This window comes from Streptomyces sp. NPDC107765 (assembly GCF_055657085.1).
Genome location: NZ_JBVKBL010000012.1, coordinates 13,997 through 39,489, shown reverse-complemented (window position 1 = coordinate 39,489; position 25,493 = coordinate 13,997). Strand labels below are relative to the sequence as shown.

The 25,493-nt window shown below is 71.4% G+C and carries 24 protein-coding genes; 13 read left to right on the top strand and 11 right to left on the bottom strand.

Annotated features, from left to right (window positions below):
* The first annotated feature begins 80 nt into the window (after positions 1-80).
* On the top strand, positions 81-1,001 hold the full coding sequence (locus ACZ7MX_RS26720; RefSeq protein WP_472135784.1) for a sterol desaturase family protein: 921 nt from the start codon (positions 81-83) through the stop codon (positions 999-1,001).
* On the top strand, positions 998-1,705 hold the full coding sequence (locus ACZ7MX_RS26715) for a lysoplasmalogenase (protein ID WP_472135783.1): 708 nt from the start codon (positions 998-1,000) through the stop codon (positions 1,703-1,705). Before ACZ7MX_RS26720 ends, ACZ7MX_RS26715 begins: the two co-directional genes overlap by 4 nt.
* 16 nt (positions 1,706-1,721) lie before the next feature.
* On the opposite strand, the gene ACZ7MX_RS26710 is transcribed toward ACZ7MX_RS26715, so the two are convergent.
* Together ACZ7MX_RS26710 and ACZ7MX_RS26705 are read right to left on the bottom strand one after the other, a co-directional pair.
* On the bottom strand, positions 1,722-3,233 hold the full coding sequence (locus ACZ7MX_RS26710; protein WP_472135782.1) for a S8 family serine peptidase: 1,512 nt from the start codon (positions 3,231-3,233) through the stop codon (positions 1,722-1,724).
* 199 nt (positions 3,234-3,432) lie between these two features.
* Positions 3,433-3,630, bottom strand: a complete 198-nt coding sequence (locus ACZ7MX_RS26705) for a hypothetical protein (RefSeq protein ID WP_472135781.1) — start codon at positions 3,628-3,630, stop codon at positions 3,433-3,435.
* A gap of 220 nt (positions 3,631-3,850) precedes the next feature.
* On the opposite strand from ACZ7MX_RS26705, the gene ACZ7MX_RS26700 reads away from it, so the two are divergent.
* From ACZ7MX_RS26700 to moaA, 3 genes are all read left to right on the top strand, one after another.
* On the top strand, positions 3,851-4,195 hold the full coding sequence (locus tag ACZ7MX_RS26700; protein ID WP_472135780.1) for a DUF485 domain-containing protein: 345 nt from the start codon (positions 3,851-3,853) through the stop codon (positions 4,193-4,195).
* On the top strand, positions 4,192-5,820 hold the full coding sequence (locus ACZ7MX_RS26695; RefSeq protein WP_472135779.1) for a solute symporter family protein: 1,629 nt from the start codon (positions 4,192-4,194) through the stop codon (positions 5,818-5,820). Before ACZ7MX_RS26700 ends, ACZ7MX_RS26695 begins: the two co-directional genes overlap by 4 nt.
* Before the next feature lie 181 nt (positions 5,821-6,001).
* Positions 6,002-6,991: a GTP 3',8-cyclase MoaA gene (gene moaA, locus ACZ7MX_RS26690; RefSeq protein WP_472135778.1), complete on the top strand. Its 990-nt coding sequence runs from the start codon at positions 6,002-6,004 to the stop codon at positions 6,989-6,991.
* 22 nt (positions 6,992-7,013) lie between these two features.
* Here the strand turns inward: moaA and ACZ7MX_RS26685 are convergent, their stop codons facing one another.
* Both ACZ7MX_RS26685 and ACZ7MX_RS26680 read right to left on the bottom strand, forming a co-directional pair.
* Complete coding sequence (locus ACZ7MX_RS26685; RefSeq protein ID WP_472135777.1) at positions 7,014-7,250, bottom strand: hypothetical protein; 237 nt, start codon at positions 7,248-7,250, stop codon at positions 7,014-7,016.
* Positions 7,251-7,462: 212 nt separating this feature from the next.
* Positions 7,463-7,837: a DUF3099 domain-containing protein gene (locus tag ACZ7MX_RS26680; RefSeq protein ID WP_472135997.1), complete on the bottom strand. Its 375-nt coding sequence runs from the start codon at positions 7,835-7,837 to the stop codon at positions 7,463-7,465.
* Positions 7,838-8,045: 208 nt separating this feature from the next.
* Between ACZ7MX_RS26680 and ACZ7MX_RS26675 the strand changes: the two genes are divergently transcribed.
* Positions 8,046-8,321, top strand: a complete 276-nt coding sequence (locus tag ACZ7MX_RS26675; RefSeq protein ID WP_472135776.1) for a GlsB/YeaQ/YmgE family stress response membrane protein — start codon at positions 8,046-8,048, stop codon at positions 8,319-8,321.
* Positions 8,322-8,391: 70 nt separating this feature from the next.
* Here the strand turns inward: ACZ7MX_RS26675 and tyrS are convergent, their stop codons facing one another.
* The 4 genes from tyrS to ACZ7MX_RS26655 form a co-directional block, all read right to left on the bottom strand.
* Entirely contained in the window at positions 8,392-9,795 is a 1,404-nt protein-coding gene (gene tyrS, locus ACZ7MX_RS26670) for a tyrosine--tRNA ligase (RefSeq protein WP_472135775.1), read from the bottom strand.
* A 144-nt stretch (positions 9,796-9,939) separates the two neighbouring features.
* Positions 9,940-11,391: a metallopeptidase TldD-related protein gene (locus tag ACZ7MX_RS26665; RefSeq protein WP_472135774.1), complete on the bottom strand. Its 1,452-nt coding sequence runs from the start codon at positions 11,389-11,391 to the stop codon at positions 9,940-9,942.
* A gap of 145 nt (positions 11,392-11,536) precedes the next feature.
* On the bottom strand, positions 11,537-12,247 hold the full coding sequence (locus tag ACZ7MX_RS26660; protein WP_472135773.1) for a hypothetical protein: 711 nt from the start codon (positions 12,245-12,247) through the stop codon (positions 11,537-11,539).
* 235 nt (positions 12,248-12,482) lie between these two features.
* Positions 12,483-14,066, bottom strand: a complete 1,584-nt coding sequence (locus ACZ7MX_RS26655) for a TldD/PmbA family protein (RefSeq protein ID WP_472135772.1) — start codon at positions 14,064-14,066, stop codon at positions 12,483-12,485.
* A 224-nt stretch (positions 14,067-14,290) separates the two neighbouring features.
* Here ACZ7MX_RS26655 and fabG point away from each other — a divergent pair, with 224 nt between their 5' ends.
* Entirely contained in the window at positions 14,291-14,995 is a 705-nt protein-coding gene (gene fabG, locus ACZ7MX_RS26650) for a 3-oxoacyl-[acyl-carrier-protein] reductase (protein WP_030411678.1), read from the top strand.
* A gap of 5 nt (positions 14,996-15,000) precedes the next feature.
* Positions 15,001-15,771 (top strand): enoyl-ACP reductase FabI, encoded by a 771-nt coding sequence (gene fabI / locus ACZ7MX_RS26645; protein ID WP_030411677.1) that lies wholly within the window; start codon positions 15,001-15,003, stop codon positions 15,769-15,771.
* Between the two features lie 476 nt (positions 15,772-16,247).
* On the opposite strand, the gene ACZ7MX_RS26640 is transcribed toward fabI, so the two are convergent.
* A complete protein-coding gene (locus tag ACZ7MX_RS26640; RefSeq protein WP_472135771.1) occupies positions 16,248-16,943 on the bottom strand; it encodes a FadR/GntR family transcriptional regulator in 696 nt (231 codons plus the stop codon).
* A 145-nt stretch (positions 16,944-17,088) separates the two neighbouring features.
* Between ACZ7MX_RS26640 and ACZ7MX_RS26635 the strand changes: the two genes are divergently transcribed.
* From ACZ7MX_RS26635 to ACZ7MX_RS26620, 4 genes are all read left to right on the top strand, one after another.
* Complete coding sequence (locus ACZ7MX_RS26635) at positions 17,089-18,411, top strand: CynX/NimT family MFS transporter (RefSeq protein WP_472135770.1); 1,323 nt, start codon at positions 17,089-17,091, stop codon at positions 18,409-18,411.
* Between the two features lie 61 nt (positions 18,412-18,472).
* Positions 18,473-18,592 carry an SGM_5486 family transporter-associated protein gene (locus tag ACZ7MX_RS26630; protein ID WP_261952231.1) on the top strand — a complete coding sequence of 40 codons (120 nt, stop codon included), beginning with the start codon at positions 18,473-18,475 and terminating at the stop codon, positions 18,590-18,592.
* Positions 18,593-18,834: 242 nt separating this feature from the next.
* Positions 18,835-19,137 carry a hypothetical protein gene (locus ACZ7MX_RS26625; RefSeq protein ID WP_472135769.1) on the top strand — a complete coding sequence of 101 codons (303 nt, stop codon included), beginning with the start codon at positions 18,835-18,837 and terminating at the stop codon, positions 19,135-19,137.
* 86 nt (positions 19,138-19,223) lie between these two features.
* Entirely contained in the window at positions 19,224-19,742 is a 519-nt protein-coding gene (locus ACZ7MX_RS26620; protein WP_472135768.1) for a SixA phosphatase family protein, read from the top strand.
* Positions 19,743-20,085: 343 nt separating this feature from the next.
* Here ACZ7MX_RS26620 and serB read toward each other — a convergent pair whose 3' ends face one another.
* Positions 20,086-21,333 (bottom strand): phosphoserine phosphatase SerB, encoded by a 1,248-nt coding sequence (serB, locus tag ACZ7MX_RS26615; RefSeq protein ID WP_472135767.1) that lies wholly within the window; start codon positions 21,331-21,333, stop codon positions 20,086-20,088.
* Positions 21,334-21,983: 650 nt separating this feature from the next.
* On the opposite strand from serB, the gene ACZ7MX_RS26610 reads away from it, so the two are divergent.
* Positions 21,984-24,578: an ABC transporter ATP-binding protein/permease gene (locus ACZ7MX_RS26610; protein WP_472135766.1), complete on the top strand. Its 2,595-nt coding sequence runs from the start codon at positions 21,984-21,986 to the stop codon at positions 24,576-24,578.
* A 99-nt stretch (positions 24,579-24,677) separates the two neighbouring features.
* Here ACZ7MX_RS26610 and ACZ7MX_RS26605 read toward each other — a convergent pair whose 3' ends face one another.
* Entirely contained in the window at positions 24,678-25,445 is a 768-nt protein-coding gene (locus ACZ7MX_RS26605; RefSeq protein WP_472135765.1) for a transglycosylase SLT domain-containing protein, read from the bottom strand.
* Positions 25,446-25,493: the final 48 nt, after the last annotated feature.

Genomic DNA, 25,493 nt, shown 5'->3' with positions numbered 1-25,493 from the left:
GGCAGCTGACATCACGTCTCACATACTTCTGAGTAACAACCCCTAGCGGCACCCCCGTCACCGCCTTTATGGTGCGGGACATGCCGCACCTGCCCGATGTCGTGTTGTGGTCCGTACCGGCCTTCGTCCTGCTCACCGTGGTGGAGATGGTGAGCTACCGCCTGCATCCCGACGAGGACGCGGCGGGCTATGAGGCCAAGGACGCGGCCACCAGCGTCGGCATGGGGCTGGGGAGCCTGGTCTTCGACGCGCTGTGGAAGATACCCATCGTGGCGATCTACGCCGCGATCTACGAACTCACCCCGCTCCGCATCCCCGTGCTGTGGTGGACGCTGCTGCTGATGCTGCTCGCCCAGGACTTCTTCTACTACTGGTCGCACCGCGGCCACCACGTCATCCGCGTCCTGTGGGCCTGCCACGTGGTGCACCACTCCAGCAAGAAGTTCAACCTCACCACCGCCCTCCGCCAGCCCTGGACGACCTGGACCGTCTGGCCGTTCTACGTGCCGATGGTCGCGCTCGGCGTGCATCCGGCCGTGATCGCCTTCACCTCCGGCGCCAACCTCGTCTACCAGTTCTGGGTGCACACCGAACGCGTCGGCAAACTGCCCCGCCCCTTCGAGTTCGTCCTCAACACCCCCTCCCACCACCGCGTCCACCACGCCTCCCAAGGCGGCTATCTGGACCGCAACTACGGCGGGATCCTGATCATCTGGGACCGGATGTTCGGCTCGTTCGTCGCCGAGACCGAGCGGCCCGTCTACGGCCTGACCAAGAACATCGAGACCTACAACCCGCTGCGGGTGGCCACCCACGAGTACGCCGCCATCGCACGCGACGTACGGGCCGCGGACAGCTGGTCCGAGCGGGCCGGGCGGATCTTCCGCGGCCCGGGCTGGCAGCCCGCCGCCAAGCGGCTCGGGCCGGACCCCGCCCCCGCCCCGCCCACCACCTCGTCCGCCACCTCCGCGGCCACCTCCGTCGAGGAGACCGTCGCGTGACGCCCCGTTGGCCGGGGGCCGTCCGGCCCCTGCTGGCCGCGTTCGCCGTGCTCGCCGTCGTCCACCTCGGTGCGCTGCTCGCCGGCGCCCCCCTCGTCGACCACCTCACCAAACCCGCCCTGATGCCGGTGCTCGCCGCGTACGTGCTCGCCCGCGGCGGCCCCGTACTGCTCGCCGGGGCGCTGCTGTTCGGCTGCGGCGGCGACACCTTCCTCCAGATCGGGGGGCACGGCGGGGGAGTGGTCTTCCTGGTGGGGATGGGCTCGTTCGCCGCCGGGCACGTCTGCTACCTACTGCTGTGCGGGCGCCACGGCTCCCCGCCGGGCGGCCGGGCCCGTACCGGGGCGCTCGCCGGCGGCTACGCCCTCGCGCTGGTCGCCACCGTCGCCCTGCTGTGGCCGGGCCTCCCGGCCGACCTGCGGATCCCGGTCGCCGGATACAGCCTGCTGCTCACCGCGATGGGCTTCGGCGCGCTGCGGGCGGGACCGTGGGCGGCGGCCGGCGGACTGCTCTTCCTGCTCTCCGACACCCTGATCGCGTCCGGTATCGCCCACTGGCCGCAGCTGCCGCTCCCGCAGTTCTGGATCATGTTCACCTATACGGCGGCGCAGTTCGCCCTGGCCGAGGGCGTGCTCCGGGCGGCCGGGGAACGGCAAGGGGCCGGGCGCCGAAGCACCCGGCCCCCGCAGACGGTCACCGCCTGAGGTTGCGTCGTCCCGGTTACTTCTTCACCGCGTCGAGCGCGTCGACGATCCCGTAACCGAAGTGGCTGTTGATGTGCTGCGTACCGGTGCAGGTGGCGTCACCCGTGGGGCAGCCGGGGTTGTCCGCCTGCTCCTTGAGGAGCCACTGGATCTCCTGCGGGCTGGACTTCGGGTGGGCGCTCTTCAGGAGCGCCGCGACGCCCGCCACGTGCGGAGTGGCCATGGACGTACCCGCCAGGTAGGCCCAGTCGCCGCCCGGCATGGTGGAGAGGATGTTGCCGTTCTTGGCCGGCAGGTCGGGCACCTGCTTCGAGTCGCCGCCCGGCGCGGCCACGTCGATCTGGCCCAGGCCGTAGTTCGAGTAGCCGGACTTGAGCTTGTGCACACCGGTCGCCGCGACCGTCACCGTGCCCGGCAGCTGGGTGGGCACGTCCCAGCAGGTCTTCGGGTTGATGGTGCGCTCCACGGGCGTGGAGTCGTTCGGGCTGGAGGCGTCGGGCAGCTGCGGGGCCGCCAGATCCAGGTTGGAGTTGCCCGCCGCGGCGACGTTGAGCACGCCCTTGCGCTGCGCGTAGCTCGCCGCCCGGCCGACCGCGTCAACGATGGCCGCCTGGTCGGCGTCATCCTTGCAGTTGAACATCCACGGGTCGACGTAGTAGCTGTTGTTGGTGACCGCCACGCCGTGGTCGGCGGCGAAGACGAAGGCGCACACCACGCTCTCGGCGTAGAACAGGCTCGTCTCCGGCTCGCTGACCTTGATGGCGGAGACCTTCACGCCCGGGGCGACACCGGCCACCCCGACGCCGTTGCGGGCCGCGGCGATCGTGCCGGCCACATGCGTGCCGTGGTAGTCGCTGGCCGGGTCCCAGGGCCGCCAGGCCCCCTTGGACGTATCGGCCACCCCGCCCACGCAGTTGGCGGACTGCTTGGCGGAGAAGTTGGGCTTCAGATCGGGGTGGGTGTCGTCCACACCGGTGTCGATGACGGCGACGGTGACGTTCCGGCTGCCGGGGTTCACCTTCGCGGCCCGGTCGGCCTTGATGGCGGGGAGGTCCCACTGCAGCGGTTCGAGCGGCTCCTCGCCCTTCGCCTTGGCGGTCCGGCCGGCCGCCGCGAGCTGGGACTTGGAGAGGTCCACCTTCTGCGGCTTGCCGACGTCGGTGGTGCCCGACGCCTTCAGCGGCGCGGTACGGGTCGCACCCGCCGACGCCACACCCGGCAGGGCGCGCATGGACGCGGCGAACTGCGGATCGGCCGAGTGGACGACGATCACGCCTATCTTCTCGTGGGCGACGATCACCTTCCCGCCGGCCCGGGCTATCGCCTTCTCGACCTTGCCGACCGCCGCACGGCCGGGCGTGGTGTTGACGACGTACGACAGCAGCGGGCCGTCGGCCGAAGCCGCGGCGGCCGGGGCGTCCTGCGGCGCGGCGGTGGCCGCGGGGGAGAGGAAGCCGAGGGACGCCGTCAGAGCCAGCCCGAGCGGTACGGCCAGCGCCCGCATGCGTCTGGATCGGGGATGAGCCATGGGTACTCCACATCATCCGTGAGACCGCCCGCGCGCGGGTTTGCGCACGGGCGGGTGCAATGAGACGTGAAGCTATCGGCGATCACTCGGGTGCAGCAATGGAATCCGGAGAAAAAACCGGGCGAATACCGTACGACGGCCGAAGCGGTACCGCCTTACGGCGGGCGGGGATTGACGTACCGTCACGCCCGCCGGGCGATCAGCTCGTGCGGCGCAGGGTGGTGATGCTCAGCGGCGGCAGCGGGATCCGCCGGCCGTACCAGCGGCGCACGGCGGGGGCCGCACCCGGCCGGGGCTCCGAGGGGGCGGTGACGAGCGGCGCCGGCAGCCGGACGCTGCCGTAAGGACGCCGACGGGGAGTGGAGGGCTGCGGGGCCTGCTGGGGCGGCGGATTCACACCGGGCTCAACGAAGCGCCCCGCGCGCGGTGGCGGGCGGTGCGGCCATCCGCCGGATTTTCCTCCCGGTTTCCACCAGCGGCCCCCTGTCGGATCCGGTGCCACGGCTCTACGATGCGTGATCCACGTCACTTACGTGAGCTTTATCGTCGGCCTGGGCCGACCCCGCGCAGCCACCGGACCGGCCCGGAACACCCGCCCCCTCGCGTCAGGAGATTCCGTGAGCGCCGCACCGACCATCGACCCGGGGACGCACGAGCCGCCCGACTACCAACAGGTGCAGTCGAGCGCGGAATTCGACGAACTCCGCCGCGCACACCGCTCGTTCGCCTTCCCGCTCACCGTCGCCTTCGTCGTCTGGTACCTGGGGTACGTCGTGCTGTCGAGCTACGCCGGCGGCTTCATGGCCACCAAGGTCGCCGGCCACCTCAACGTCGCCTTCGTCCTCGGCCTGGCCCAGTTCGTCACCACCTTCCTCATCGCCTGGTGGTACTCCCGGCACGCCGCCCGCAGGCTCGACCCCAGGGCCGAGGCCATCAAGTCCCGCCTGGAGGCCGGCGCATGAGCCCCCATCAGCAGCTGGCCGCCGTCCCGCTCGCGGCCGGCGGCGCGGGCGAGCACCGCCCCCTGATCATCGCCCTCTTCGCCGTCTTCGTCGCCGCCACCCTCGGCCTCACCGTCTGGGCCGGCCGGCAGACCAAGGGTGCGGAGGACTTCTACGCCGGCGGCCGCCAGTTCAGCGGCTTCCAGAACGGCCTGGCCATCTCCGGCGACTACATGTCCGCCGCGTCCTTCCTGGGCATCGCCGGCACCATCGCCCTCTTCGGCTACGACGGCTTCCTCTACTCCATCGGCTTCCTCGTCGCCTGGCTCGTCGCGCTGCTCCTGGTGGCCGAACCGCTGCGCAACTCCGGCCGGTTCACCATGGGCGACGTCCTCGCCTACCGGATGCGCCAGCGCCCGGTCCGCACCGCCGCGGGCACCTCGACCATCGTCGTCTCGATCTTCTACCTGCTCGCCCAGATGGCGGGCGCCGGGGCACTGGTCACCCTGCTGCTGGGCATCACCAGCGAGGCCGGCAAGGTCCTGGTCGTCGTCCTCGTCGGCATCGTGATGATCCTCTACGTCACCATCGGCGGCATGAAGGGCACCACCTGGGTCCAGATGATCAAGGCCGTACTGCTGATCGCCGGCACCCTGCTGATCACGTTCCTGGTGGCGCTGCAGTTCCACTTCAACATCTCGTCGCTGCTCGGCGCCGCGGCGGAGAACAGCCACAAGGGCGCCGCCTTCCTGGAGCCCGGCCTCAAATACGGCGCCACCGCCACCTCGAAGCTCGACTTCATCTCGCTGGGCCTGGCACTCGTCCTGGGCACCGCCGGCCTGCCGCACATCCTCATCCGCTTCTACACGGTCCCCACCGCCAAGGCCGCCCGTAAGTCCGTGAACTGGGCGATCGGCATCATCGGCGTCTTCTACCTGATGACCATCGCGCTCGGCTTCGGCGCCGCGGCCCTCATCAGGCCCGCGGACATCGAGAAGCCGGGCAACACCGCCGCCCCGCAGCTCGCCGAGGTCATCGGCGGCGGCGCCGGCTCCACCGGCGGCGCCGTCCTGCTCGCCCTGATCTCCGCGGTCGCCTTCGCCACCATCCTCGCCGTGGTCGCCGGCCTCACCCTCGCCTCCTCCTCGTCCTTCGCCCACGACATCTACGCCAACGTCCTCCGCAAGGGCGAGGCCACCGAGAAGGAGGAGGTCGGCGCGGCCCGCTGGGCGACCGTCGGGATCGGCGCGGTCGCCATCGTCCTGGGTGTCTTCGCCCGCGGGCTGAACGTCGCCGGCCTGGTGGCGCTGGCCTTCGCGGTCGCCGCCTCCGCCAACCTCCCGACGCTCCTGTACAGCCTGTTCTGGAAGCGCTTCACCACCCAGGGCGCGCTGTGGTCCATCTACGGCGGCCTGGCCTCCTCCGTCCTGCTGGTGCTCTTCTCGCCCGTCGTCTCCGGCAAGGAGACCTCGATGTTCCCCGGCGCGCACTTCGCCGTCTTCCCGCTGGAGAACCCCGGCCTGATCTCCATCCCGCTGGGCTTCCTGCTCGGCTGGCTGGGTTCGCTGCTCTCCAAGGAGGAGCCGGACGCCCAGAAGTACGCCGAACTGGAGGTCCGCTCCCTGACCGGCACCGGAGCACACTGACCGCCCCTGAGGCATCCGCACAGGACCCGGGCGGGGCGGCGTCGTAGAGACCTACGACGCCGCCGCGCCCACCTCGTGCTTCTCATCTCTGCTCACTGTCGGACCCATCGCGTAGGCTCGAAGACGTACTGATCGACCAGCGGACGACGTACCGGTCCGTCGCTCTCGGGGAGGGGGCCCTGTGCTCATCGACACCTACGGCCGCGTGGCCACCGACCTGCGGGTCTCGCTCACCGACCGGTGCAATCTGCGATGCACGTACTGCATGCCGGAAGAGGGCCTGCAGTGGCTCGCCAAGCCGGACCTGCTCACCGACGACGAGATCGTCCGGCTGATCACGATCGCCGTGCGCGACCTCGGCATCGAAGAGGTCCGCTTCACAGGCGGCGAGCCCCTGCTCCGCCCCGGCCTGGTCGGCATCGTCGAGCGGGTCGCCGCCCTCACCCCGCGCCCCCAGATGTCGCTGACCACCAACGGCATCGGCCTGCAGCGCACCGCCGGCGCCCTGCGCGACGCCGGCCTGGACCGTGTCAACGTCTCCCTGGACACCCTCCGCCCCGACGTCTTCACGGCCCTCACCCGCCGCAAGCGGCACGACGACGTCCTCCGCGGTCTGGAAGCGGCCCGCGAGGCCGGCCTCACCCCGGTGAAGGTCAACACCGTCCTGATGCCCGGGCTCAACGACGACGAGGCCCCCGACCTGCTCGCCTGGGCCGTCGCCCAGGACTACGAGCTCCGCTTCATCGAGCAGATGCCGCTCGACGCCCAGCACGGCTGGAAGCGCGACGGCATGATCACCGCCGGTGACATCCTCGCCTCGCTGCGCACCCGCTTCGAGCTCACCCCCGAGGGCCAGGAGGCCCGCGGCGCCGCACCCGCCGAGCGCTGGCTCGTCGACGGCGGACCGCACCGCGTCGGCGTCATCGCCTCCGTCACCCGCCCCTTCTGCCGCGCCTGCGACCGCACCCGGCTCACCGCCGACGGCCAGATCCGGACCTGCCTGTTCGCCACCGAGGAGACCGACCTGCGCGGCGCGCTGCGCTCCGGAGCGCCGGACGACGAGATCGCCCGGATATGGAAGCTGGCGATGTGGGGCAAGAAGGCGGGCTCCGGCCTGGACGACCCGTCCTTCCTCCAGCCCGACCGCCCGATGTCCGCGATCGGCGGCTGATCCGGAAGCAGCGCCCCGGCCGTCAGTGCCCGCCCGCCGACGCCTGCCACTCCTCAAGCGCCACCACGTCCTTGAGGAACCCGCGCACGCCGAGGAACTGCGACAGATGCTCCCGGTGCTCCTCGCACGCCAGCCAGGTCTTGCGGCGGTCGGGAGTGTGCAGCTTCGGGTTGTTCCACGCCAGCACCCACACGGCGTCGGCCCGGCAGCCCTTGGCCGAGCAGATGGTGAGGTTCTCGGCGGAGTTCGGGGAGTTCACGGCTCAACCCTACGTCCGCCGCGGCGGCCGCCCGACCGGGCCGCGGACATGACGACGCCGGGCAGCCACGGGGGGAGCCGCCCGGCGTCGGTCCGTCGCTCCGACGGGGGATGCGGAGCGCGTACGCAGTATGTCACGGGGAATGGTGCGCAGTGCACCGGAACTCCATGATTGATCTGAGCTTTTCTTGAGCTTTGCAGACCGGTAGGCGATCAGCCGAGGTCGGAGTCGGATGCCGACGCGCCCGCCGCGGGCCGTTCCGGAACGGAATCCGTCGTACCGTCCGTCGGCCCCGGCGTCAGCATCGGCCGGCTCGGCCCCGCCACGAACGTCTTCGGCAGCGAAGGGACGTTCTCCCGGCCCGCGTTGGCGATCACCACCGCGATGTACGGCAGCGCCATGCCCAGCACCAGCGTGGCGATGGCCACCGGCCGCTCGACGTTCCACAGCACGACGGTCAGCAGCACCGCCACGGTCCGCACACCCATCGAGATCACATACCGGCGCTGCCGGCCCCGCACGTCCTCGGTCAGCCCCTGCCGGGCCCCGGTGATCCGGAAGGTCTGGTCGCTGCTCTGCTTCCGCACCACGATTTCCACCACCTGCTCGGTTCCGCCGGAATTCACCCCGGTTTCCGGTCGGATTCCACGGTACGCCCAGGCTGGGCCGCATTCGAGACCGGGCCCCTCCTCCCCGGCCCGGGCTCCGGCGTGCGCGGCGGCCGGGGCGGGGCGACACTGGCGGGGCGACCCGCACGTGCGACCTCATGTGCACCGCGCCGTCAGAGGAGGCGACATGACGTGGTTGTGGGCCATCATCGTGGGCCTGGTGCTGGGCCTCATCGCCAAGGCCATCATCCCGGGCAAACAGCAGATCCCGCTGTGGCTGACCATCGTCTTCGGCATGCTGGGCAGCGTCCTCGGCAACTGGGCGGCCACCGGTCTCGGCGTCAACGAGACCAAGGGCATCGACTGGGTCCGCCACCTGCTGCAACTGGCGGGCGCGGTCATCGTCGTCGCCATCGGCGACCGGTTGTGGGTCTCCGTGCGCGGCCATCGCAAACACGCCTGAGAGAAACAGCAGAAACACCGGGGCGGCCGGCGCGCACCACGCGCACCGGCCGCCCCGTCGTACGGCTTCCTCAGCGGCCCTGGAGGTGGGCCAGCTTCCGCCCCGCCTTCAGGTACGCGTCCCCGGCCGCATCGGCCAGCTTCTCGGCGAGCACCTCGCCCAGCGGACGGACCGCATCGGCCTCCGCCAGCACCACCGTCCGCTGCCCGCCCTCGCCCTCCACGACCAGCCGCAGCGCGTTCTGCTTGGCCAGCCGCCGGGCCGCCGAGGCGCTCGGCGTGAACTCCAGGACCTTGCTCAGCACCGTCGCCACCGTCTCCGCGCCGTGCTCGGCGACCTCGACGACCGGCAGCGACTCCACGTCGGAGAACGACTTCTTGGAGAACTGCGCGACGAACCCGGCCCGCGCCGCCATCGCCGCGTCCAGGCCGTACAGCGCCGTCACGACCTCACCCGCGAGGATCTTCTTCAGGTCCATCGGGTGCAGCGAGCGGTCCGTGACCCGGCCCAGGGCGAGCGCGATCTCCTCGTCCGTCCACTCCGTCCAGGCCTTCAGGTACGGCTCCATCAGCCGGTCCGGCACCGACATGATCTTGCCGAAGACATCGTCGGCGGGCGCGCTCAGCCCGACGTAATTGCCCTTGGACTTGGACATCTTGGCGCCGGTGCCGTCCGTGCCCTCGATCAGCGGCATGGTGACCACCAGCTGCGGCCGCTGCCCGCGCAGCTCCATCAGCTTCCGGCCCATCTGCAGATTGAGCAGCTGGTCCGAACCGCCCAGCTCCACGTCGCACTCCAGCGCCACCGAGTCCAGGCCCTGGGCGATCGGGTACAGCAGCTCGGTCATGGTCAGACCCGAGCCGGCCGCGAGCCGGTTGCGGAAGTCCTCGCGCTGCAGCAGCTGCGAGGCCGGCACCTGCGCGAGCAGCGACAGCAGCTCCGGGAAGGTGTACGGCGCCAGCCACTCGCTGTTCTGCCGGAAGCTGACCTTCTCGAAGTCGAAGAACGGGCGGACCTGTTCGCGGTACGTCGCGAGGTTGTGCGCGATGTCCTCGTCGGTCAGCGGCGGCCGCTCGGCCGTACGGCCCGACGGGTCACCGATCTTGGCGGTGAAGTCACCGATGATCAGCGTCACGTCATGACCCAGCCGCTGGAACCGGCTCAGCACGATCAGCGGAACCGCATGCCCCAGGTGCACATCGGTCGCCGTCGGGTCGATGCCCAGCTTGATGTGCAGCCCCGTGCCGGCCGCCCGGCGCTCCTCGATCCGCTCGGCCAGCTGCTCCACACCCGGCAGCACCTCGACCGTACGGGACGCGATCAGCTCGGCCTGCTCCTTGGCGGGCAGGTCCGTCAGGTCGAGATAGCGCCGCGCGCCCGTCTCCTGGAGCAGCTCCCGGACCGTGGCGTCCGAGGAGAGGTCGGTGGAGAGCAGCGTACTGGCGCGGGCGACGGATTCGCCGAGGCGTGTCATGGCGTCCCTGATCGATCGTGGTTCCCGAAACGGGAGGACAGGGGCACAGTCTATTAGCCCCCTGTGACAGTCCCGCTGCTGCGCCCGTGCGCCCGCCCGGTCGCCCGCCCACACCCCCGGTGCACGGCCGGCCCCCGGCCCGCCTCACACCCCCCGGCTCACCGAGCTCATGTTGAAGTCGGGCACGCGCAGCGCCGGCATCGCCGCCCGGGTGAAGTAGTCGCTCCACTCCCGCGGCAGCGTGCGCTCCGTACGGCCCGCCTCCACCGCCCGGGACAGCAGGTCCACCGGCGACTCGTTGAACCGGAAGTTGTTGACCTCACCGGTCACCTCGCCGTTCTCGACCAGGTAGACGCCGTCCCGGGTCAGCCCGGTCAGCAGCAGCGTGGCCGGGTCCACCTCGCGGATGTACCACAGGCAGGTCAGCAGCAGCGCCGGCCCGTCGTGCCCCGCGGACCCCACCATCTCCGCGAGCGAGCGCGAACTGCCGCCCTCCAGAAGGAGGTTGTCGATGCCCGGCGCCACCGGCAGACCGGTCAGCCCGGCGCTGTGCCGGGTGGCGACCAGCCGGTTCAGCACGCCCTCGCGCACCCACTCGGTGCCCGTCAGCGGCAGCCCGTTGTCGAAGACCGACGCGTCGTCCCCGGAGGAGTGCGCCAGCACGAACGGCGCGCACTCCAGGCCGGGCGCCCGCGGGTCGCTGCGCAGGGTCAGCGGCAGCTCGCTCAGCCGCTCACCGATCCGGGTGCGGTCCGCCGGCCGGTCCGCCGGCCCGCCCGCGCCCTCGGCCGCCCGGGAGAAGACCGTACGGCCCTCCGCGGCGTCCCGGGCCCCGGCGGACCACATCTGGTAGATCAGCAGGTCGGCGACGGCGGTCGGCGGCAGCAGCGTCTCGTACCGCCCGGCGGGCAGCTCCACCCGCCGCTCCGCCCAGGCCAGCCGCCGGCCCAGCTCGGCGTCCAGCTCCCGCGGGTCGACGTCGGTGAAGTCGCGGGTCGCCCGCCCGGCCCAGGCCGAACGGGGCGCCGCCGCCGCGCCGGGGGCCGCCGCCTTGGCGTTCAGCTCCAGCGTTCCGGTGGGCTGGTCGTGCCGCAGCCGCAGCCCGGCCGAGGTGCCCAGGTACGACGAGACCACGCCGTGCTGCGCGAAGCCGTACAGCTCGCGACCGGCCGCCCGGGCCTGCTGGAAGGCCTCGCCCAGCGCCGGGGCGAACGCCGCGAACACCTCCGAGGAGGTCTCGTCCGGCGCGTCGGTGAAATCCGCGGCCGCCTTCTCGCCGCCGACCAGCGGCTGGGCGTCCTCGGCCGGCCCGGCGTCACGCGCCGCCGCCTCCGCCGCCCGTACCAGCGGCTCCAGCTCGTCCGCGGTCACCGCCGAGCGCGAGACGACCCCGGAGGCGGTGCCCTCCGCGCCGTCCACCGTGGCCACCACCGTCAGGGTCCGCCCCCGGGTGACGCCGTTGGTGGTGAGCGCGTTGCGCGCCCAGCGCAGATTGGCGTCGGAGTGCTCGTCGGCGATGACGACGCACCCGTCGGCGCGGGACAACGCAAGGGCCCGTTCGACGATCTCGTGCGGCGCAGTGGTGCGACGGCTCATCGACACGCCTCCTGAAGGGTGGTCACGACGCCGACGCCCTCGAAGAGGGCCGACGGGCACCCGAGCTTATCGACCGGGCGGCGCGCTGCCAGGGGGCGTGACCGGGGGAGTCGCCTCACGGATCTCAGTCTGGGGGAGACCCGGCTCAATATGAGGCGCCACCCTCAAGACGGCTCAGCATGAGCGAAAGGGCGCTGCTCGCATCATTGCGGTTCTGCTCTTGTGTTCCCGTTCCTGTTCTGTCCACCTCGGCGGACATGACGAATTTTCCCTTACGGCCGGTGAGATATGTGTAGTAAGTGTCGGACGTTTTGCCGTTTACATCCAAGACTTGATGGCCTTCCTCGGCCACCACTTCATCAAAACCCTTCAGTCCGGGGACGTTGACCTCGTGGACATCCTCAAGCCGCATTTTCCCCGATGTCACCGTTGGGCAACGCTGCAGAGCATCCCGCTCCTCGGACAAGCTGTACTGAGCCGAAGCCTCTGCCTTGTACACGATGGTCTGCGAAAAGGTGAGGGCCGTCGCGTCTGGTGCTTGGGACCAGCGTGCCAGGGCGGCAAACGCATTGTTGATCGGCTGAGAAGCCGAATTGCAGTTCTGGTCGGTGACACTTTGCGACAAAGTGTTGTCCTCAGGCGGGTCCTGTGCCACATACCCGCTACCCCAGTCCGCAGGCTTCAGCGTCACACTTTTCACGACAGCGCCGGCTGCGGCAGGGGAGTCCACGGTCGGAATGCTCGACGGTTCACCGGAGGAACTGCTGCCCGAATTTCCGCCGCCGTTGCCGGCGGTGGTGGCGAGGGCGATCGCGACTCCGATCGCGACGACGGCGACGCCGGCGCCGATGAGCACCGGCGGAGTGCGCCACCAGGGGCGTCGAGGGGGCGGGCCGGGCGCGGGGGCGTGCCCGGGCAGCGGGCCGCTCGGAGGTCCGGCAGGCGGGCCGGTCGGTGGTGGGGAGCTCACGTGCCTCATCTACCACCGGTGGCGAAGGCGCCCCGGTGCCGCGCACGAATTCACCTGACTGACCGGCAAAGCGCCGCCAACCGGTAGGAGAGGCGTCGCCCCCGGCCCTGCCCGGTGCCCCTCAGGCGCGGCCCGCCTCGTTCGAGGTGTTGAGGATGTTCACGTTCCGGAACAGCGCGGACGGGCAGCCGTGCGACACCGCCGCAACCTGTCCCGGCTGCGCCTTTCCGCAGTTGAAGGCCCCTCCCAGGACGTACGTCTGCGGACCGCCCACCGCCTCCATGGATCCCCAGAACTCCGGGGTGATGCCCTGGTAGGCAACGTCTCGGAGCTGCCCGCAAAGACGCCCGTTCCGGATGGCGTATGCCCTCTGTTGAGTAAATTGGAAGTTGTACCGCTGCATGTCGATCGACCACGAGCGGTCGCCCACCACGTAGATGCCGCGCTCCACGCCGGCGATCAGCTCCTCGGTGGACGGTCCGCCGGGCGCCGGCTGCAGGGACACGTTCGCCATCCGCTGTACGGGGACGTGGCCCGGCGAGTCCGCGTAGGCGCATCCGTTGGAACGCGCGAAACCGGTCAACTTGGCGATTCTGCGGTCGAGTTGGTAGCCGACCAGGATGCCGTCCCGGACCAGGTCCCAGGACTGCGCGGCCACCCCCTCGTCGTCGTAGCCGATGGTGGCGAGACCGTGCTCGGCGGTGCGGTCCCCGGTCACGTTCATCAGCGGGGAGCCGTACGCCAGCTTCCCGAGCTGGTCGAAGGTGGCGAAGGAGGTGCCGGCGTACGCCGCCTCGTAGCCCAGCGCCCGGTCCAGCTCGGTCGCGTGCCCGATCGACTCGTGGATCGTCAGCCACAGGTTGGACGGATCCACCACCAGGTCGTAACGGCCGGGCTCGACGCTGGGCGCGCACATCTTCCGGGCGAGGTGCTCCGGCATCCGGGCCAGCTCCTCGTCCCAGTCCCAGTGGCCGCCGGTCAGGTACTCCCAGCCGCGGCCCACCGGCGGGGCGAGGGTGCGCATCGAGTCGAAGTCGCCGCTGTCCGGGTTCACCGCGACCGCGGTCAGCTGCGGGTGCAGCCGGACGCGCTGCTGCGTGGTGCTGGTGCCCGCGGTGTCCGCGTAGAACTTGTTCTCCTGGACGGTCATCAGCGAGGCGTCCGCATGGGCCACGCCGTCGGCGGCCAGCAGCCGGGAGCTCCACTCCGCCAGCAGCTCCGTCTTGTCCGCGTCCGGCACGTCGAACGGGTTGATCTCGTACGACGAGATCCACGTACGGTCCGGATGCGCGGGCTCCGCCGCCAGCTCGACCCGCCCGCCCGTCTCCCGCCACCGCCCTTCGCCGGAAGCGCTCGGCGCCGCCCCTCCCGATCCGGCGGCCTTGATGACCTTCGCCGAGAGCTTCGCCATCGCCACCGCCTGCGCGGCCACCCGGGCCGCGGCGTCCATCGTCAGGTCCACCCCGGACGCGAAGCCCCAGGCCCCGTCGTGCACCACCCGGACCGCGTACCCCTGGTCGGTGGTGTCGGAGGTTCCGGAGGTCCGGGCGTCGCGGAGCCGCCAGGACGCCTCGCGGATCCGTTCCAGGCGGAAGTCCGCGTGCGTGGCGCCCAGGGCGCGGGCCCGGGCCAGCGCGGCGTCGGCCAGCGCGCGCAGCGGCAGCGCCAGGAACGATGCGTCGAGGGCATGGGGTGCAGCGGCCAAGGCGTCCTCCCGTAGTCGGCGCCTGCATCATGCCTTGTGGCGGCCGCGCGGCCCAGAGGACCGGGGGTGTGGCACGGCGCGTCGGCCACCGTGGGTGGTGGTTCTGTGGGGACCCGACAGAGCGCGGCGCGCGCGCCTGTCCGTGCTCGATTCCCCGGAAGGGCCCCGTGACCGATAGTTTCGTATCGAACGCAGGACGGACAGGAAACGGAAAGGGTGATCTCTTGAGCCGCTCGGTTCTGGTCACCGGAGGTAACCGCGGCATCGGTCTCGCCATTGCCCGGTCCTTCGCCGAGGCAGGCGACAAGGTCGCCATCACCTACCGCTCGGGCGAGCCGCCCGCGGGATTTTTGGCCGTGAAGTGCGACATCACGGACAGCGAGCAGGTCGAGCAGGCATACAAGGAGATCGAGGAGAAGCACGGTCCGGTCGAGGTGCTGGTGGCGAACGCCGGCGTCACCCGTGACCAGCTGCTGATGCGGATGTCCGAGGAGGACTTCACCTCGGTCCTGGAGACCAACCTCACCGGCACGTTCCGGGTGGTCAAGCGCGCCAACCGCGCGATGCTGCGGGCCCGCAAGGGACGGATCGTGCTGATCTCGTCCGTGGTGGGTCTGATGGGCGGCGCGGGACAGGCGAACTACGCCGCCTCCAAGGCCGGTCTGGTGGGCTTCGCCCGCTCACTCGCGCGCGAGCTGGGCAGCCGCAACATCACCGTCAACGTCGTCGCGCCGGGCTTCGTCGACACCGACATGACCCGGGTGCTCACCGACGAGCAGCGGGAGAACATCGTCAAGCAGGTACCGCTCGCGCGTTACGCGCAGCCCGAGGAGGTCGCTTCCTCGGTCCGCTTCCTGGCCTCCGACGAGGCCGCTTACATCACCGGAGCCGTCATTCCCGTCGACGGCGGATTGGGCATGGGTCACTGATCAGCATGAGTGGAATCCTCGCAGGCAAGCGCATCCTCGTGACGGGCGTTCTGACCGAGTCGTCGATCGCGTTCCAGGCGGCCAAGGTCGCCCAGAACGAGGGCGCCGAGGTCATCCTCACCGGCTTCGGCCGGCTCTCCCTGGTGGAGCGGATCGCCAAGCGCCTCCCCAAGGAGGCCCCGGTCATCGAGCTGGACGTCACCAACCAGGAGCACCTGGACGGCCTGGCCGACAAGATCCGCGAGCACCAGGGCGAGGGCGCCCGCCTCGACGGCATCGTGCACTCCATCGCCTTCGGCCCGCAGGGCGCCTTCAACTTCCTGGAGGCCGGCTGGGAGGACGTCAGCACCGCGGTCCAGGTCTCGGCGTACTCCTACAAGTCGCTGACCATGGCGTGCCTGCCGCTCATGGAGCACGGCGGCGCGGTCGTCGGCCTCACCTTCGACGCGCAGATCGCCTGGCCGAAGTACGACTGGATGGGCGTGGCCAAGGCGGCGCTGGAGAGCACCAACCGCTACCTGGCGCGCGACCTCGGCCCGAAGGGCATCCGCTGCAACCTGGTCTCGGCCGGCCCGATCAAGTCGATGGCCGCCAAGTCCATCCCCGGCTTCGAGGAGCTGGCGGACGTGTGGAACCACCGCGCCCCGATCGGCTGGGACCTGGCCGACCCGGAGCCGGCCGGCCGCGGCGTGGTCGGCCTGCTGTCCGACTTCTTCCCCCGCACGACCGGCGAGATCGTGCACGTCGACGGCGGCGTCCACATGATGGGCGCCTGACGGCCCCATCGCTCCCGTGCGCCGTACTTCGCAGGCTGCATTTCTGCGTCGCACTCGTACGTCGGCACTCGTACGTAGCACTCGTCCTCGTACGTCGCACTCCGTACTGCCCGTCCCGGTCGCCGGGGCGGGCAGTACGCGTGATGGCCTGCGGGGCCCCTCGATCGAGGCCCCTGAGCCTCGGCTTCTGCGCAAACGGCATTCGTGCGCCAGCACCCGCCGGGGATACCCCCCGCGCCCGTCCGCTTCGGGAATACCCCCCGCACCCGTCCGGGTCGGGAATACCCCCCGCACCCGTCCGGTTGTGGCCCCGCAGGGGGCCCTCGCGTCCCCTACGGGATCCGTTCGACCGCCCCCTAGGGGATCGTGCGACTGCCCGGTAGGCCAAGGCGCGAACCCCCGGCTCCCGACCCCCGATCCCCGGCCCCGGGCTCCCGAAACCCCCGGCCCCGACCCCGGCCCTCCGCCCCCAGCTCCTAGCGCTCCGCCGAGCTCTCCAGCGCCCCCGCCCGGCACCCGAACGGATGGGTGCTGGCCTCGGACGCGGCGCGGTCGCCGTCGCCCGCGCGGATCGCCTCGACCAGGCGGGAGTGGTCCATGTGCGCCTCCGGGCGCAGCTCCTCGCCGACGTCCGCCCGGAGGAAGTCGCGCAGCACGCCGCCGAGGTCGGCGTAGATCTCGGCCAGCACCTCGTTGTGCGAGGCGGACACGATGGCCATGTGCAGGGTCGCGTCCGCCTCCACGAACGCCTCCGCGGCGCCGGACTCCCAGGCCCGCTCGCGCCGCTCCAGGAGGGTGTCGATCTGCCGCAGGTCCTGCTCGGTGCGGCGGCGCGCGGCGAGCCGGGCGGCGGCCGCCTCCAGGGCGCTGCGCAGCTCGGCGACGTGCCCCGGCTCGGCCGCCGCGAACCGGCGGTTCATCACCCCGGCCAGTTCACTGGTCGCCACCACGTACGTGCCCGAGCCCTGCCGGATGTCCAGCAGCCCGTTGTGCGCCAGCGCGCGCACGGCCTCGCGGACGGTGTTGCGGGCCACCCCGAGCTGCTCGACGAGTTCCGGCTCGGTCGGGATGCGCGAGCCCACCGGCCACTCGCCGGAGGTGATCTGGGCGCGTAGCTGCGCGATCACCTGGTCGGCCAGTGCGGAGCGGCGGGGCGAGGTCAGAGGCGGCATGTCAGCGCTCCGGTGTGCAGGGGCGGACGGACGACGACGGCGCGGCGCCCGGCGGGTCCTCCCGGCCCCCGGTGCCGGCCGGGACAGCAGAGGCTATCGATATCGACTGGACAAGGATTCATCCCATGATTCTATGATGAGTCGCATGGCAGACGAAGACCTCGCGACCGTCGGCACCGAAGCCGCGGCCCGTACGACCACCACCGCCCCGGCGCCCGACGGCACCGGGGCGCAACCGGATGCCGCGCCCGGCGCCCCGGGGAGCGCCCCGGCCGCCGGGCGCTGGCTGCCGCGGATCGTGATCGCCGGTCTCGTCCTGGCGGCCCTCAACCTCCGCCCGGCCATCACCAGCCTCGGCGCGCTCCTGGAGGAGGTCCGCGACGGCCTCGGCATGAGCGGCACCCTCGCCGGGCTGCTCACCTCGGTGCCGCCGCTGTGCTTCGCGGTCTTCGGGTTCGCCGCGCCCCGGCTGGCCCGGCGCTGGGGGCCCGGCGCGATCGTCTGCGCGGGCATGGCCGCGATCGCCGTGGGCGTCGTGGTGCGCCCGTACGCCGGCGGCACCGGCGGGTTCCTCGCCGCCAGCGCGCTCGCCCTGGCCGGCATCGCGGTCAGCAACGTGCTGATGCCGGTCGTGATCAAGAGCTGGTTCCCGGACCGGGTCGGCCCGCTGACCGGGCTGTACTCGATGGCGCTGGCCCTGGGCACCTCGCTCGCCGCGGCCGTCACCGTGCCCATGACCCAGGCCCTGGGCGGCAGTTGGCGCACCGGGCTGGCCGTGTGGGCGGGGCTCGCCGCGGTCGCCGTGCTGCCGTGGCTCGCGGTCGTACGGCAGCGCGCCTCGGCCTCCGGGCCGGCCGCGGGCGGCGGCGCGCGTACGGGGGAGGCTCCGCTGCGGATCACTTCGTCGCCGACCGCCTGGGCGCTCGCCGTCTTCTTCGGCCTCCAGGCCACCGCCGCGTACATCACCATGGGCTGGATGCCGCAGATCTTCCGCGACGCCGGGGTCTCGGCACAGACCGCGGGGGTGCTGCTCGCGGTCACCATGGCGATGGGGGTCCCGCTGTCCTTCGTGCTGCCGCGGCTGGCATCCCGGATGCGGCATCAGGGTCCGCTCGCGGTGCTCCTGGGGATCTGCGGTCTGGCCGGCTATACGGGGCTGTGGCTGGCGCCCGCCGCGGGGGCGTGGGCCTGGGCGCTGCTGATGGGCATCTCCAACTGCGCGTTCCCGCTCGCCCTGACCATGATCGGCATGCGCTCGACCAGCTCCGCCGGTGTCGTCAAGCTGTCCGCCTTCGCCCAGAGCGTCGGCTATCTGATCTCCATCCCCGGCCCACTGCTGGTCGGCACGCTCTACCAGCACAGCGGCGGCTGGGGCCTGCCGATCGCCCTGATGGCGGGGCTGATGGTGCCGCAGATCGCGGTCGGCGTGCTGGCCGGCCGGGACCGGCGGATCGAGGACGAGGCGTGAGCGCCGGCCGGGTGCCCCGCCCCGGGCTCACGGCCGGATCCGCGGGTGCGACACTGGGCCCATGCCAGTGCTCGAACCGAATCCGCAGGGCAGCCAGAAGAAGCTGCTCCTCGTGCTGGGCCTCATGCTCGGTGTGACCGTCGTCGTCGCGATCATCGCGAGCATCGCCGCACCACGGTGAGGGCTGCCGCGCGACGGTGAAGGCTGCCGCGCCACGGTGCCGGGGCAGACGGGCGGGTGGGCCAACCCCGGGACACCCCCACGCCCCATCCCCTAGGGGCCGGTATCAGGGATAAGTGGGTGGCTTCCCGGATAGGAACGGCCGCCGGTGATCCGTAGCTTCGAAGTACACCGCACAGCGCGGTGGCCGAGCCGCAGCCCGCGGCCGTGCAGCCCCTTCGATGCCCTACGGAGGCGATCCCCATGTCCGCCGTGTTCAGCCGGTCACCCGCAGCCCAGGCCGCCCGCCTGCGGAGGACCAGCGGCCCGCGGACGCACGGCTCCCGGACGCACGGGTTGCGGATACCCAGCCTGCGGATACCCCGGCTGCGCACGCGCGGTCTGCGGGCGCGGCTGCCGTGGTGGGCGCTGGCGCTGCCGGTGGTCTCTTTCCTTGCCCTGTCGGCGGTCGTGGCGAGCCCCGCCCGGGCCAGTGCGGCGAGCGCCCCGCAGGGGTTCGCGGTGCTGCTGGAGTACCTCGCGGGAATCCTCCGCATAGGTGCCTGAGCGCCCCGGATGCCTGCTGTCACCCGGCAGGGGGAGCGCTTCAACACCCCGCGCCCCGCGCCGCCTTTCGTGCGAAGCTGGGACGCATGAGCGTCGATACACCCCGCCGGATTGTCCTCCTCCGCCATGCCAAGGCCGAATGGTCGGAGACCAGCGATCATGAGCGTCCGCTCGCCGAGCGCGGCCGCAAGGACGCCCCCGTCGCCGGCCGCTGGCTGGCCGTTTCGGGCGTCACCCCGGACCTGACGTTGTGCTCGACGTCGACGCGCACCCGCGAGACCTGGAAGCTCGCCGTCCATGAACTCCCCCAGCGCCCCAAGACCGTCTACGACGAGCGGATTTACGAGGCCTCCCTGGGCGAGCTGATCGCCCTGCTCAACGAGACCTCGGACGATGTCAACGACCTCGTGCTGGTCGGGCACAACCCGGGTGTGCACGCCCTCGCGGACGCCCTGTCGGGGGAGGCCGACGGCGATCTGCTGCCGCGGATGAACCGCAGCGGCTTCCCGACGGCCGCGATCGCCGTGGTCGCCTTCAACGGCTCGTGGAAGTCGGTGGAGCACGGCGTCGGCCGGCTGATCGCGTATTGGACGCCGCAGGGCTAGTCCCCACCGCGCCCGGACGCCGCAGGGCCGGGCCTCCCGCCCGGATGCGGCCGGACCGAGCGCCCCGCCCGGATCGGCAAGATCGAGCGCCCGCCCGGACGCCGCAGGGCATGAGCCCCCGCGCCGCATCGGCAGCACCGCCAGGCCGAGGTCCCCGGCCCGGCAGCCGCCACCGTCCCACGGCGCGAGACACCCGAGCGGGACAGCACACGGATGCATGAGCGGGGCCCCGGCACACCACCGGGGCCCCGCTCATGCCTCGGCCCGTCACTCAGCGCTCACGTGCAGGCGCATCCCTCAGGCTCACCGCCGCCCCGCCCCGCTCACCCCGTAGCGCCCCCGCTCACTCCGCGTGCGTGTCCGCCGCCTCGACCTCTTCGCGGGTGATGCCGAGCAGGTACAGCACGGTGTCCAGGAACGGCACGTTCACGGCCGTGTGCGCGGCCTCCCGCACCACCGGCTTGGCGTTGAAGGCGACCCCGAGACCGGCCGCGTTGAGCATGTCGAGATCGTTGGCGCCGTCACCGATCGCCACGGTCTGGTCCAGCGGCACCCCGGCCTGGTGCGCGAAGTCCCGCAGCAGCCGCGCCTTGCCCGCCCGGTCCACGATGGGCCCGGTGACCCGGCCGGTGAGTTTGCCGTCGACGATCTCCAGGGTGTTGGCGTTGGCGAAGTCCAGCCCCAGTTCTTCCTGCAGTGCGTCGGTGACCTGGGTGAAACCGCCCGAGACGACGCCGACTTGATAGCCGAGCCGCTTCAGCGTCCGTACCAGGGTGCGGGCGCCGGGGGTGAGCCGCACCTCCTTGCGCACCGCCTCCACCACCGACTCGTCGAGCCCCGCGAGCAGCTTGACCCGGGCGTGCAGCGACTGCTCGAAGTCCAGCTCACCGCGCATCGCGGCGGCGGTCACCGCGGCCACCTCGGCCTCGCAGCCCGCGTGTGCCGCGAACAGCTCGATGACCTCGTCCTGGATCAGAGTCGAGTCGACGTCCATCACGACCAGTCGCTGGGCCCGGCGCTGCAGTCCGGCCGCCACCACGGCGACGTCGACGCCCAGCTGCGCGGCCTCCAGGGCCAGCGCCGTCCGCAGCGCCTCGGTGGCCGCACCGGAGACGGCGAATTCGACGGCGGTCACCGGATACTTGGCGAGCCGGAAGATACGGTCGATGTTGCCGCCGGTGGCCGTTATGGCGGCGGCGATGGCGGCGGTGGACTCCGCGGTGAGCGGGTGGCCGAGCACGGTGACGTGCGAACGTCCGGTGCCGCGCGGACGGTTGTCACCCCGGCCGGAGATGATCTCCGCCTGGAGGTTCAGGGACTCGGCCCAGCTGTGCACGGTGGCCCGCAGGTCACCCTCGGAGGAGCCGCTGGTGCCCTCCCCGGGGGACGGGGTGGTGACCAGTGCGCACAGTGTGATGCGCCCCCGGGTCACGACCTGCTCGATGTCCACGACATCGACGGAGTAGGCGGCGAGGGTGTCGAAGAGACCTGCGGTGATGCCGGGCCGGTCCTTCCCGAAGATCTTCACGAGAAGGGTCGGTACGTCATCGCCCGGTACGGCGGTGGCAGGCGGGATCTGCGATGCGCTCATGGTGCCCTTACGGTAACCGCCGGGCCGTCGCGTCCGTACGGCTGTCCGGGGTTCGGACCGCGGCGGCACGGTCCGCCACCGGCCCGCGCCCCGCGCGGTGGGCCCACCGGCCGCGGCCCCGGCGAGCCCGTCGATCGTTATGGAGTCGTGTCCGTCCCACCCGGATCCGCAGGTCGGGACAACCCCGGCGGAAAGCCCAACCTCCTTGGTTCGCCGCGGGGTTCGGTACGCCGCAGCCGGCGCGTACCGAGGGCGGAGCACACCCGGACCGCGAACGCGGCCGCGCACCCACGGCCGGCCGGCGCACCGCGCACGCACCGCGGCCATGACCCGGATGATGTCCGCTTCCTCCCATGATGCGGCTTCCGGGGCCGCTCCGCACGGCCTCCCGGGCCGCCGTGCACCGCCTCCCCGGCGCGGACCGCCGCCCCGTCCGGGCACCCGCCCGTCCGGTACACCCGTAATCCGGTGATCCCTGCGGATCCATGGGCTCTTCCCGCGCTCCGGGGGTGTTTGGCGGGCCCCGCGGAAACCGTCTGCACCCCGGCCCCGTCCCGGTTTCCGGTCCACGGGCCGAGCCTGAAATAGTTCCTCACGATGTTCGCCATCCCTAGACTTCCCGCACAGGGCGTCACTCGGGGGACTATGTAATGGGGCATGGAGTGCCTGAACTCGTACTCGAATTGAACGGAAGGACCTGGACGCTCGACCCGTCCCGGTCCTACAACGTGGGCCGTGATCCGCAGGGCGACATGGTGCTCGACGACGCCAGGGTCTCCTGGCGCCACGCCACCGTGCGATGGGGCGGCCGCAGCTGGATCATCGAAGACCACGGCAGCACCAACGGGACCTACGTTCAGGGCCAGCGGATCCACCAGACGGAGATCGGCCCCGGTTCGGCCGTGCATCTGGGCAACGCCACCGACGGCCCCCGGCTGTCCCTGTCCGCCGCCGCGCCGGCCGCCGACGCCTTCCGTGCGCAGCCCGCGATGACGCCGCAGCAGCAGCCGGCCGCCCAGGCATGGCAGGCGCCCCCGGCGCACCAGGCCCCGGGCCGGCAGTCGCCCGTGCACCCGCAGCCGCCCGCCCAGCAGGGCTGGCAGGCGCCGCCGCAGGGACAGCAGCCGCCGTACGTCCCGCCCCAGCAGGCCGTACCCCAGCAGCCCCAGCAGGGCGTCCCCCCGCAGCAGCCCCGCCGGCCCCAGGAGCGCCCGGCGCCCCACGCCGGCGGCGCCCCGTCCGGTGACCGCCCGACCACCTTCCACCGCCTCGACATGGACCGGGTGATGCGGATCGGTCGTGCGCTGGAGAACGAGCTGGTCGTCTCCGACCTCCAGGTCTCCCGCCACCACGCCGAATTCCACGCCACCCCCGACGGCCGCTTCGAGATCCGCGACCTGGGCAGCCACAACGGCACCTACGTCAACGGCCAGCCGGTGCCCAAGTCCGGCAGGGCCCCGGTCGGTCCGAACGACATCATCGGCGTCGGCCACTCCACGTTCCGGCTGGTCGGCGACCGCCTGGAGGAGTTCGTCGACACCGGCGAGGTCTCCTTCTCGGCCCGCCACCTCACGGTCACCGTCGAAGGCGGCAAGCAGATCCTCAAGGACGTCTCCTTCGGCGTCCCGGAGAAGTCGCTGATCGCGGTCATCGGCCCGTCCGGCTCCGGCAAGTCGACGCTGTTGAAGGCGCTCACCGGCTACCGCCCCGCCGACCAGGGCGACGTCCTCTACGACAACCGCAACCTCTACAAGCAGTTCGCCGAGCTGCGCCAGCGCATCGGCCTGGTCCCGCAGGACGACATCCTGCACAAGGAACTGACGGTCCAGAAGGCACTGCGCTACGCCGCCAAGCTCCGCTTCCCCGGCGACACCGCGGAGTCCGAGCGCGAGGCCCGGATCGACGAGGTGCTGCACGAGCTCAAGCTCCACGTGCACAAGGACAAGAAGGTCACCTCGCTCTCCGGCGGCCAGCGCAAGCGCGTCTCGGTGGCCCTGGAGCTGCTGACCAAGCCGTCGCTGATCTTCCTGGACGAGCCCACCTCGGGCCTCGACCCGGGCATGGACCGCGATGTGATGCAGCTGCTGCGCGGCCTCGCCGACGACGGCCGCACGGTCCTGGTCGTCACCCACTCCGTGGCCGAACTCGGTCTCTGCGACAAGCTGCTGGTGATGGCGCCGGGCGGTGGCGTGGCCTACTTCGGCCCGCCCGAGGAGGCGCTGAACTTCTTCCAGTACGACACCTGGGCGGACGTCTTCTCGGCCTTCGAGAACTACCGCGACTACGACTGGATGGGCCGCTGGCGCGGCTCCCCGCACTTCCAGATGTACGCCGCGGACATCGACGCCACGGCCCCGCAGTCGGTGGCCATCCAGCCGCCGCCGGCCCGCATGCAGAAGTCCCAGAGCTGGGGCTCGCAGCTGTGGACGCTGATGCGGCGGTACGTGTCGGTGCTCGCCTCCGACCGCGGCTTCCTGGGGCTGATGCTGATCCTGCCGGCGGTGCTCGGCGTGGTCTCGATGCTGATCCCCAGCGACTACGGCCTCGGCTACGGACCGCTGAACCGGCACCGCACCAACCGCGACGCCAGCACGATCATGCTGATCCTCGCGGTCGGCATGTGCTTCTCCGGCGCCGCCAACTCGGTCCGTGAGCTGATCAAGGAACGGGTCATCTACGAGCGTGAACGGGCCACCGGCCTGTCGCGGTCGGCGTATCTGATGTCCAAGGTGATCGTGCTGGGCGTGGTGACCGCCGTGCAGGGCGTGATCATCGCGGCAATCGGCTTCTCGACCCGGAACATGCCCACCGAGGGCCTGATCCTCGCCAAGGCGCCGGCGGTCGAGATGGCGCTGGCGATCATCGCGCTGGGCTTCACCTCGATGATGTTCGGCCTGATCATCTCCGCGCTGGTCAAGACCGCCGAGAAGACCATGCCGCTGCTGGTCATGTTCGCCATCGTCCAGGTGGTCTTCACCGGCGTGCTCTTCCAGCTCTTCGACACCGTCGGCGTCGCCCAGGTCGCCTGGCTCATGCCGTCCCGCTGGGCGGTCGCCGCGATGGGCGCGACGGCCGACATGAACACCCTGCTGCCGTGGGAGCTGGGCAACCCCGACCCGCTGTGGAAGCACCAGACCGGTGTCTACGTGATGGACATGATCATCCTGATCAGCCTCGGCGTCGGCCTGGCCTTCGTCGTCGCGCGGCTGCTGCGCCGCCACGAGCCGGAGGTCATGCGCAAGTAGCGCCCGGCCCGTACGCATGCGCCGAGGGGCGGCACCCGACTGCGGGTGCCGCCCCTCGGCGGTGTGTGCGCGTCCCCCTGCGCAAGGTCAACCGGTGGCTCAGTAGGCGGAGTTGACGTTGTCCATCGAGCCGTACTTGTCGGCCGCGTAGTTGCAGGCGGCGGTGATGTTGGCGACCGGGTCGTAGATGTTCCAGGAGGTGCCCGCGACGTGGTACGTCTTGAAGGTCGGGTCGATCACCTGCAGCAGGCCCTTGGACGGGATGCCGTTCTGGGCGTTGATGTCCCAGAGGTTGATCGCCATCGGGTTGCCGGAGGACTCCCGGATGATGTTCCGGTAGATGCCGTTGTACGAGCCGGGGATGCCCTTCTTGGCCATGACGTCCAGCGACTCGCGGATCCAGCCGTCGAGGTTGTTCGGGTAGGTCTTCACGGCCGGCTTCGGCGCGGCGGCCGGGATCGCGGTGCGGACCGCGGAGCGGCTCGCGGCCTGCTTCGCCTTGCGCTCCTTCTCGGCCTTGGCCTTCGCCGCGGCGGCGGCCTTGGCCTTGGCGGCCTTCTCGGCGGCGGCCTTCTGTGCGGCGGCCTTCTGCGCGGCTGCCTTCTTCGCGGCGGCCTCGGCCTTGCCCTTGGCGGCGGAGGCGTCGGCCTGCTTGGCGATGGTGACCTGCTGGGCCCTGGCGGCCGTACCGACGGCGCTGAAGGCGACCGGCTTGACGTTCTCGATCGCGGTGGCCTGGGTCTTGCCCTGGTCGGCGTCCGCACCCGGGACGGCGGCGAAGATCAGAGCTGCGGCACCGGCAGCGGCGACACCGGCGACACCGAGCTTGTGCGTCCGGTTGAGGCGGGAAAGAGCGTGCTTGGGCATGGTGGGACAGACCTTCCGAAGGGGGACGTCGCACGGGCCTTGAGCGGC

Excerpts from the sequence above, each read along its gene's own strand:
- tyrS (WP_472135775.1), bottom strand. The coding sequence starts at position 9,795 with ATGACACGCCTCGGCGAATCCGTCGCCCGCGCCAGTACGCTGCTCTCC.
- ACZ7MX_RS26635 (WP_472135770.1), top strand. The coding sequence starts at position 17,089 with ATGGCAGACGAAGACCTCGCGACCGTCGGCACCGAAGCCGCGGCCCGT.
- ACZ7MX_RS26640 (WP_472135771.1), bottom strand. The coding sequence starts at position 16,943 with ATGCCGCCTCTGACCTCGCCCCGCCGCTCCGCACTGGCCGACCAGGTG.
- ACZ7MX_RS26620 (WP_472135768.1), top strand. The coding sequence starts at position 19,224 with ATGAGCGTCGATACACCCCGCCGGATTGTCCTCCTCCGCCATGCCAAG.
- ACZ7MX_RS26710 (WP_472135782.1), bottom strand. The coding sequence starts at position 3,233 with ATGGCTCATCCCCGATCCAGACGCATGCGGGCGCTGGCCGTACCGCTC.
- ACZ7MX_RS26625 (WP_472135769.1), top strand. The coding sequence starts at position 18,835 with ATGTCCGCCGTGTTCAGCCGGTCACCCGCAGCCCAGGCCGCCCGCCTG.
- fabI (WP_030411677.1), top strand. The coding sequence starts at position 15,001 with ATGAGTGGAATCCTCGCAGGCAAGCGCATCCTCGTGACGGGCGTTCTG.
- ACZ7MX_RS26630 (WP_261952231.1), top strand. The coding sequence starts at position 18,473 with ATGCCAGTGCTCGAACCGAATCCGCAGGGCAGCCAGAAGAAGCTGCTC.
- ACZ7MX_RS26605 (WP_472135765.1), bottom strand. The coding sequence starts at position 25,445 with ATGCCCAAGCACGCTCTTTCCCGCCTCAACCGGACGCACAAGCTCGGT.
- ACZ7MX_RS26720 (WP_472135784.1), top strand. The coding sequence starts at position 81 with ATGCCGCACCTGCCCGATGTCGTGTTGTGGTCCGTACCGGCCTTCGTC.
- serB (WP_472135767.1), bottom strand. The coding sequence starts at position 21,333 with ATGAGCGCATCGCAGATCCCGCCTGCCACCGCCGTACCGGGCGATGAC.
- ACZ7MX_RS26695 (WP_472135779.1), top strand. The coding sequence starts at position 4,192 with ATGAGCCCCCATCAGCAGCTGGCCGCCGTCCCGCTCGCGGCCGGCGGC.
- ACZ7MX_RS26665 (WP_472135774.1), bottom strand. The coding sequence starts at position 11,391 with ATGAGCCGTCGCACCACTGCGCCGCACGAGATCGTCGAACGGGCCCTT.
- ACZ7MX_RS26610 (WP_472135766.1), top strand. The coding sequence starts at position 21,984 with ATGGGGCATGGAGTGCCTGAACTCGTACTCGAATTGAACGGAAGGACC.
- ACZ7MX_RS26675 (WP_472135776.1), top strand. The coding sequence starts at position 8,046 with ATGACGTGGTTGTGGGCCATCATCGTGGGCCTGGTGCTGGGCCTCATC.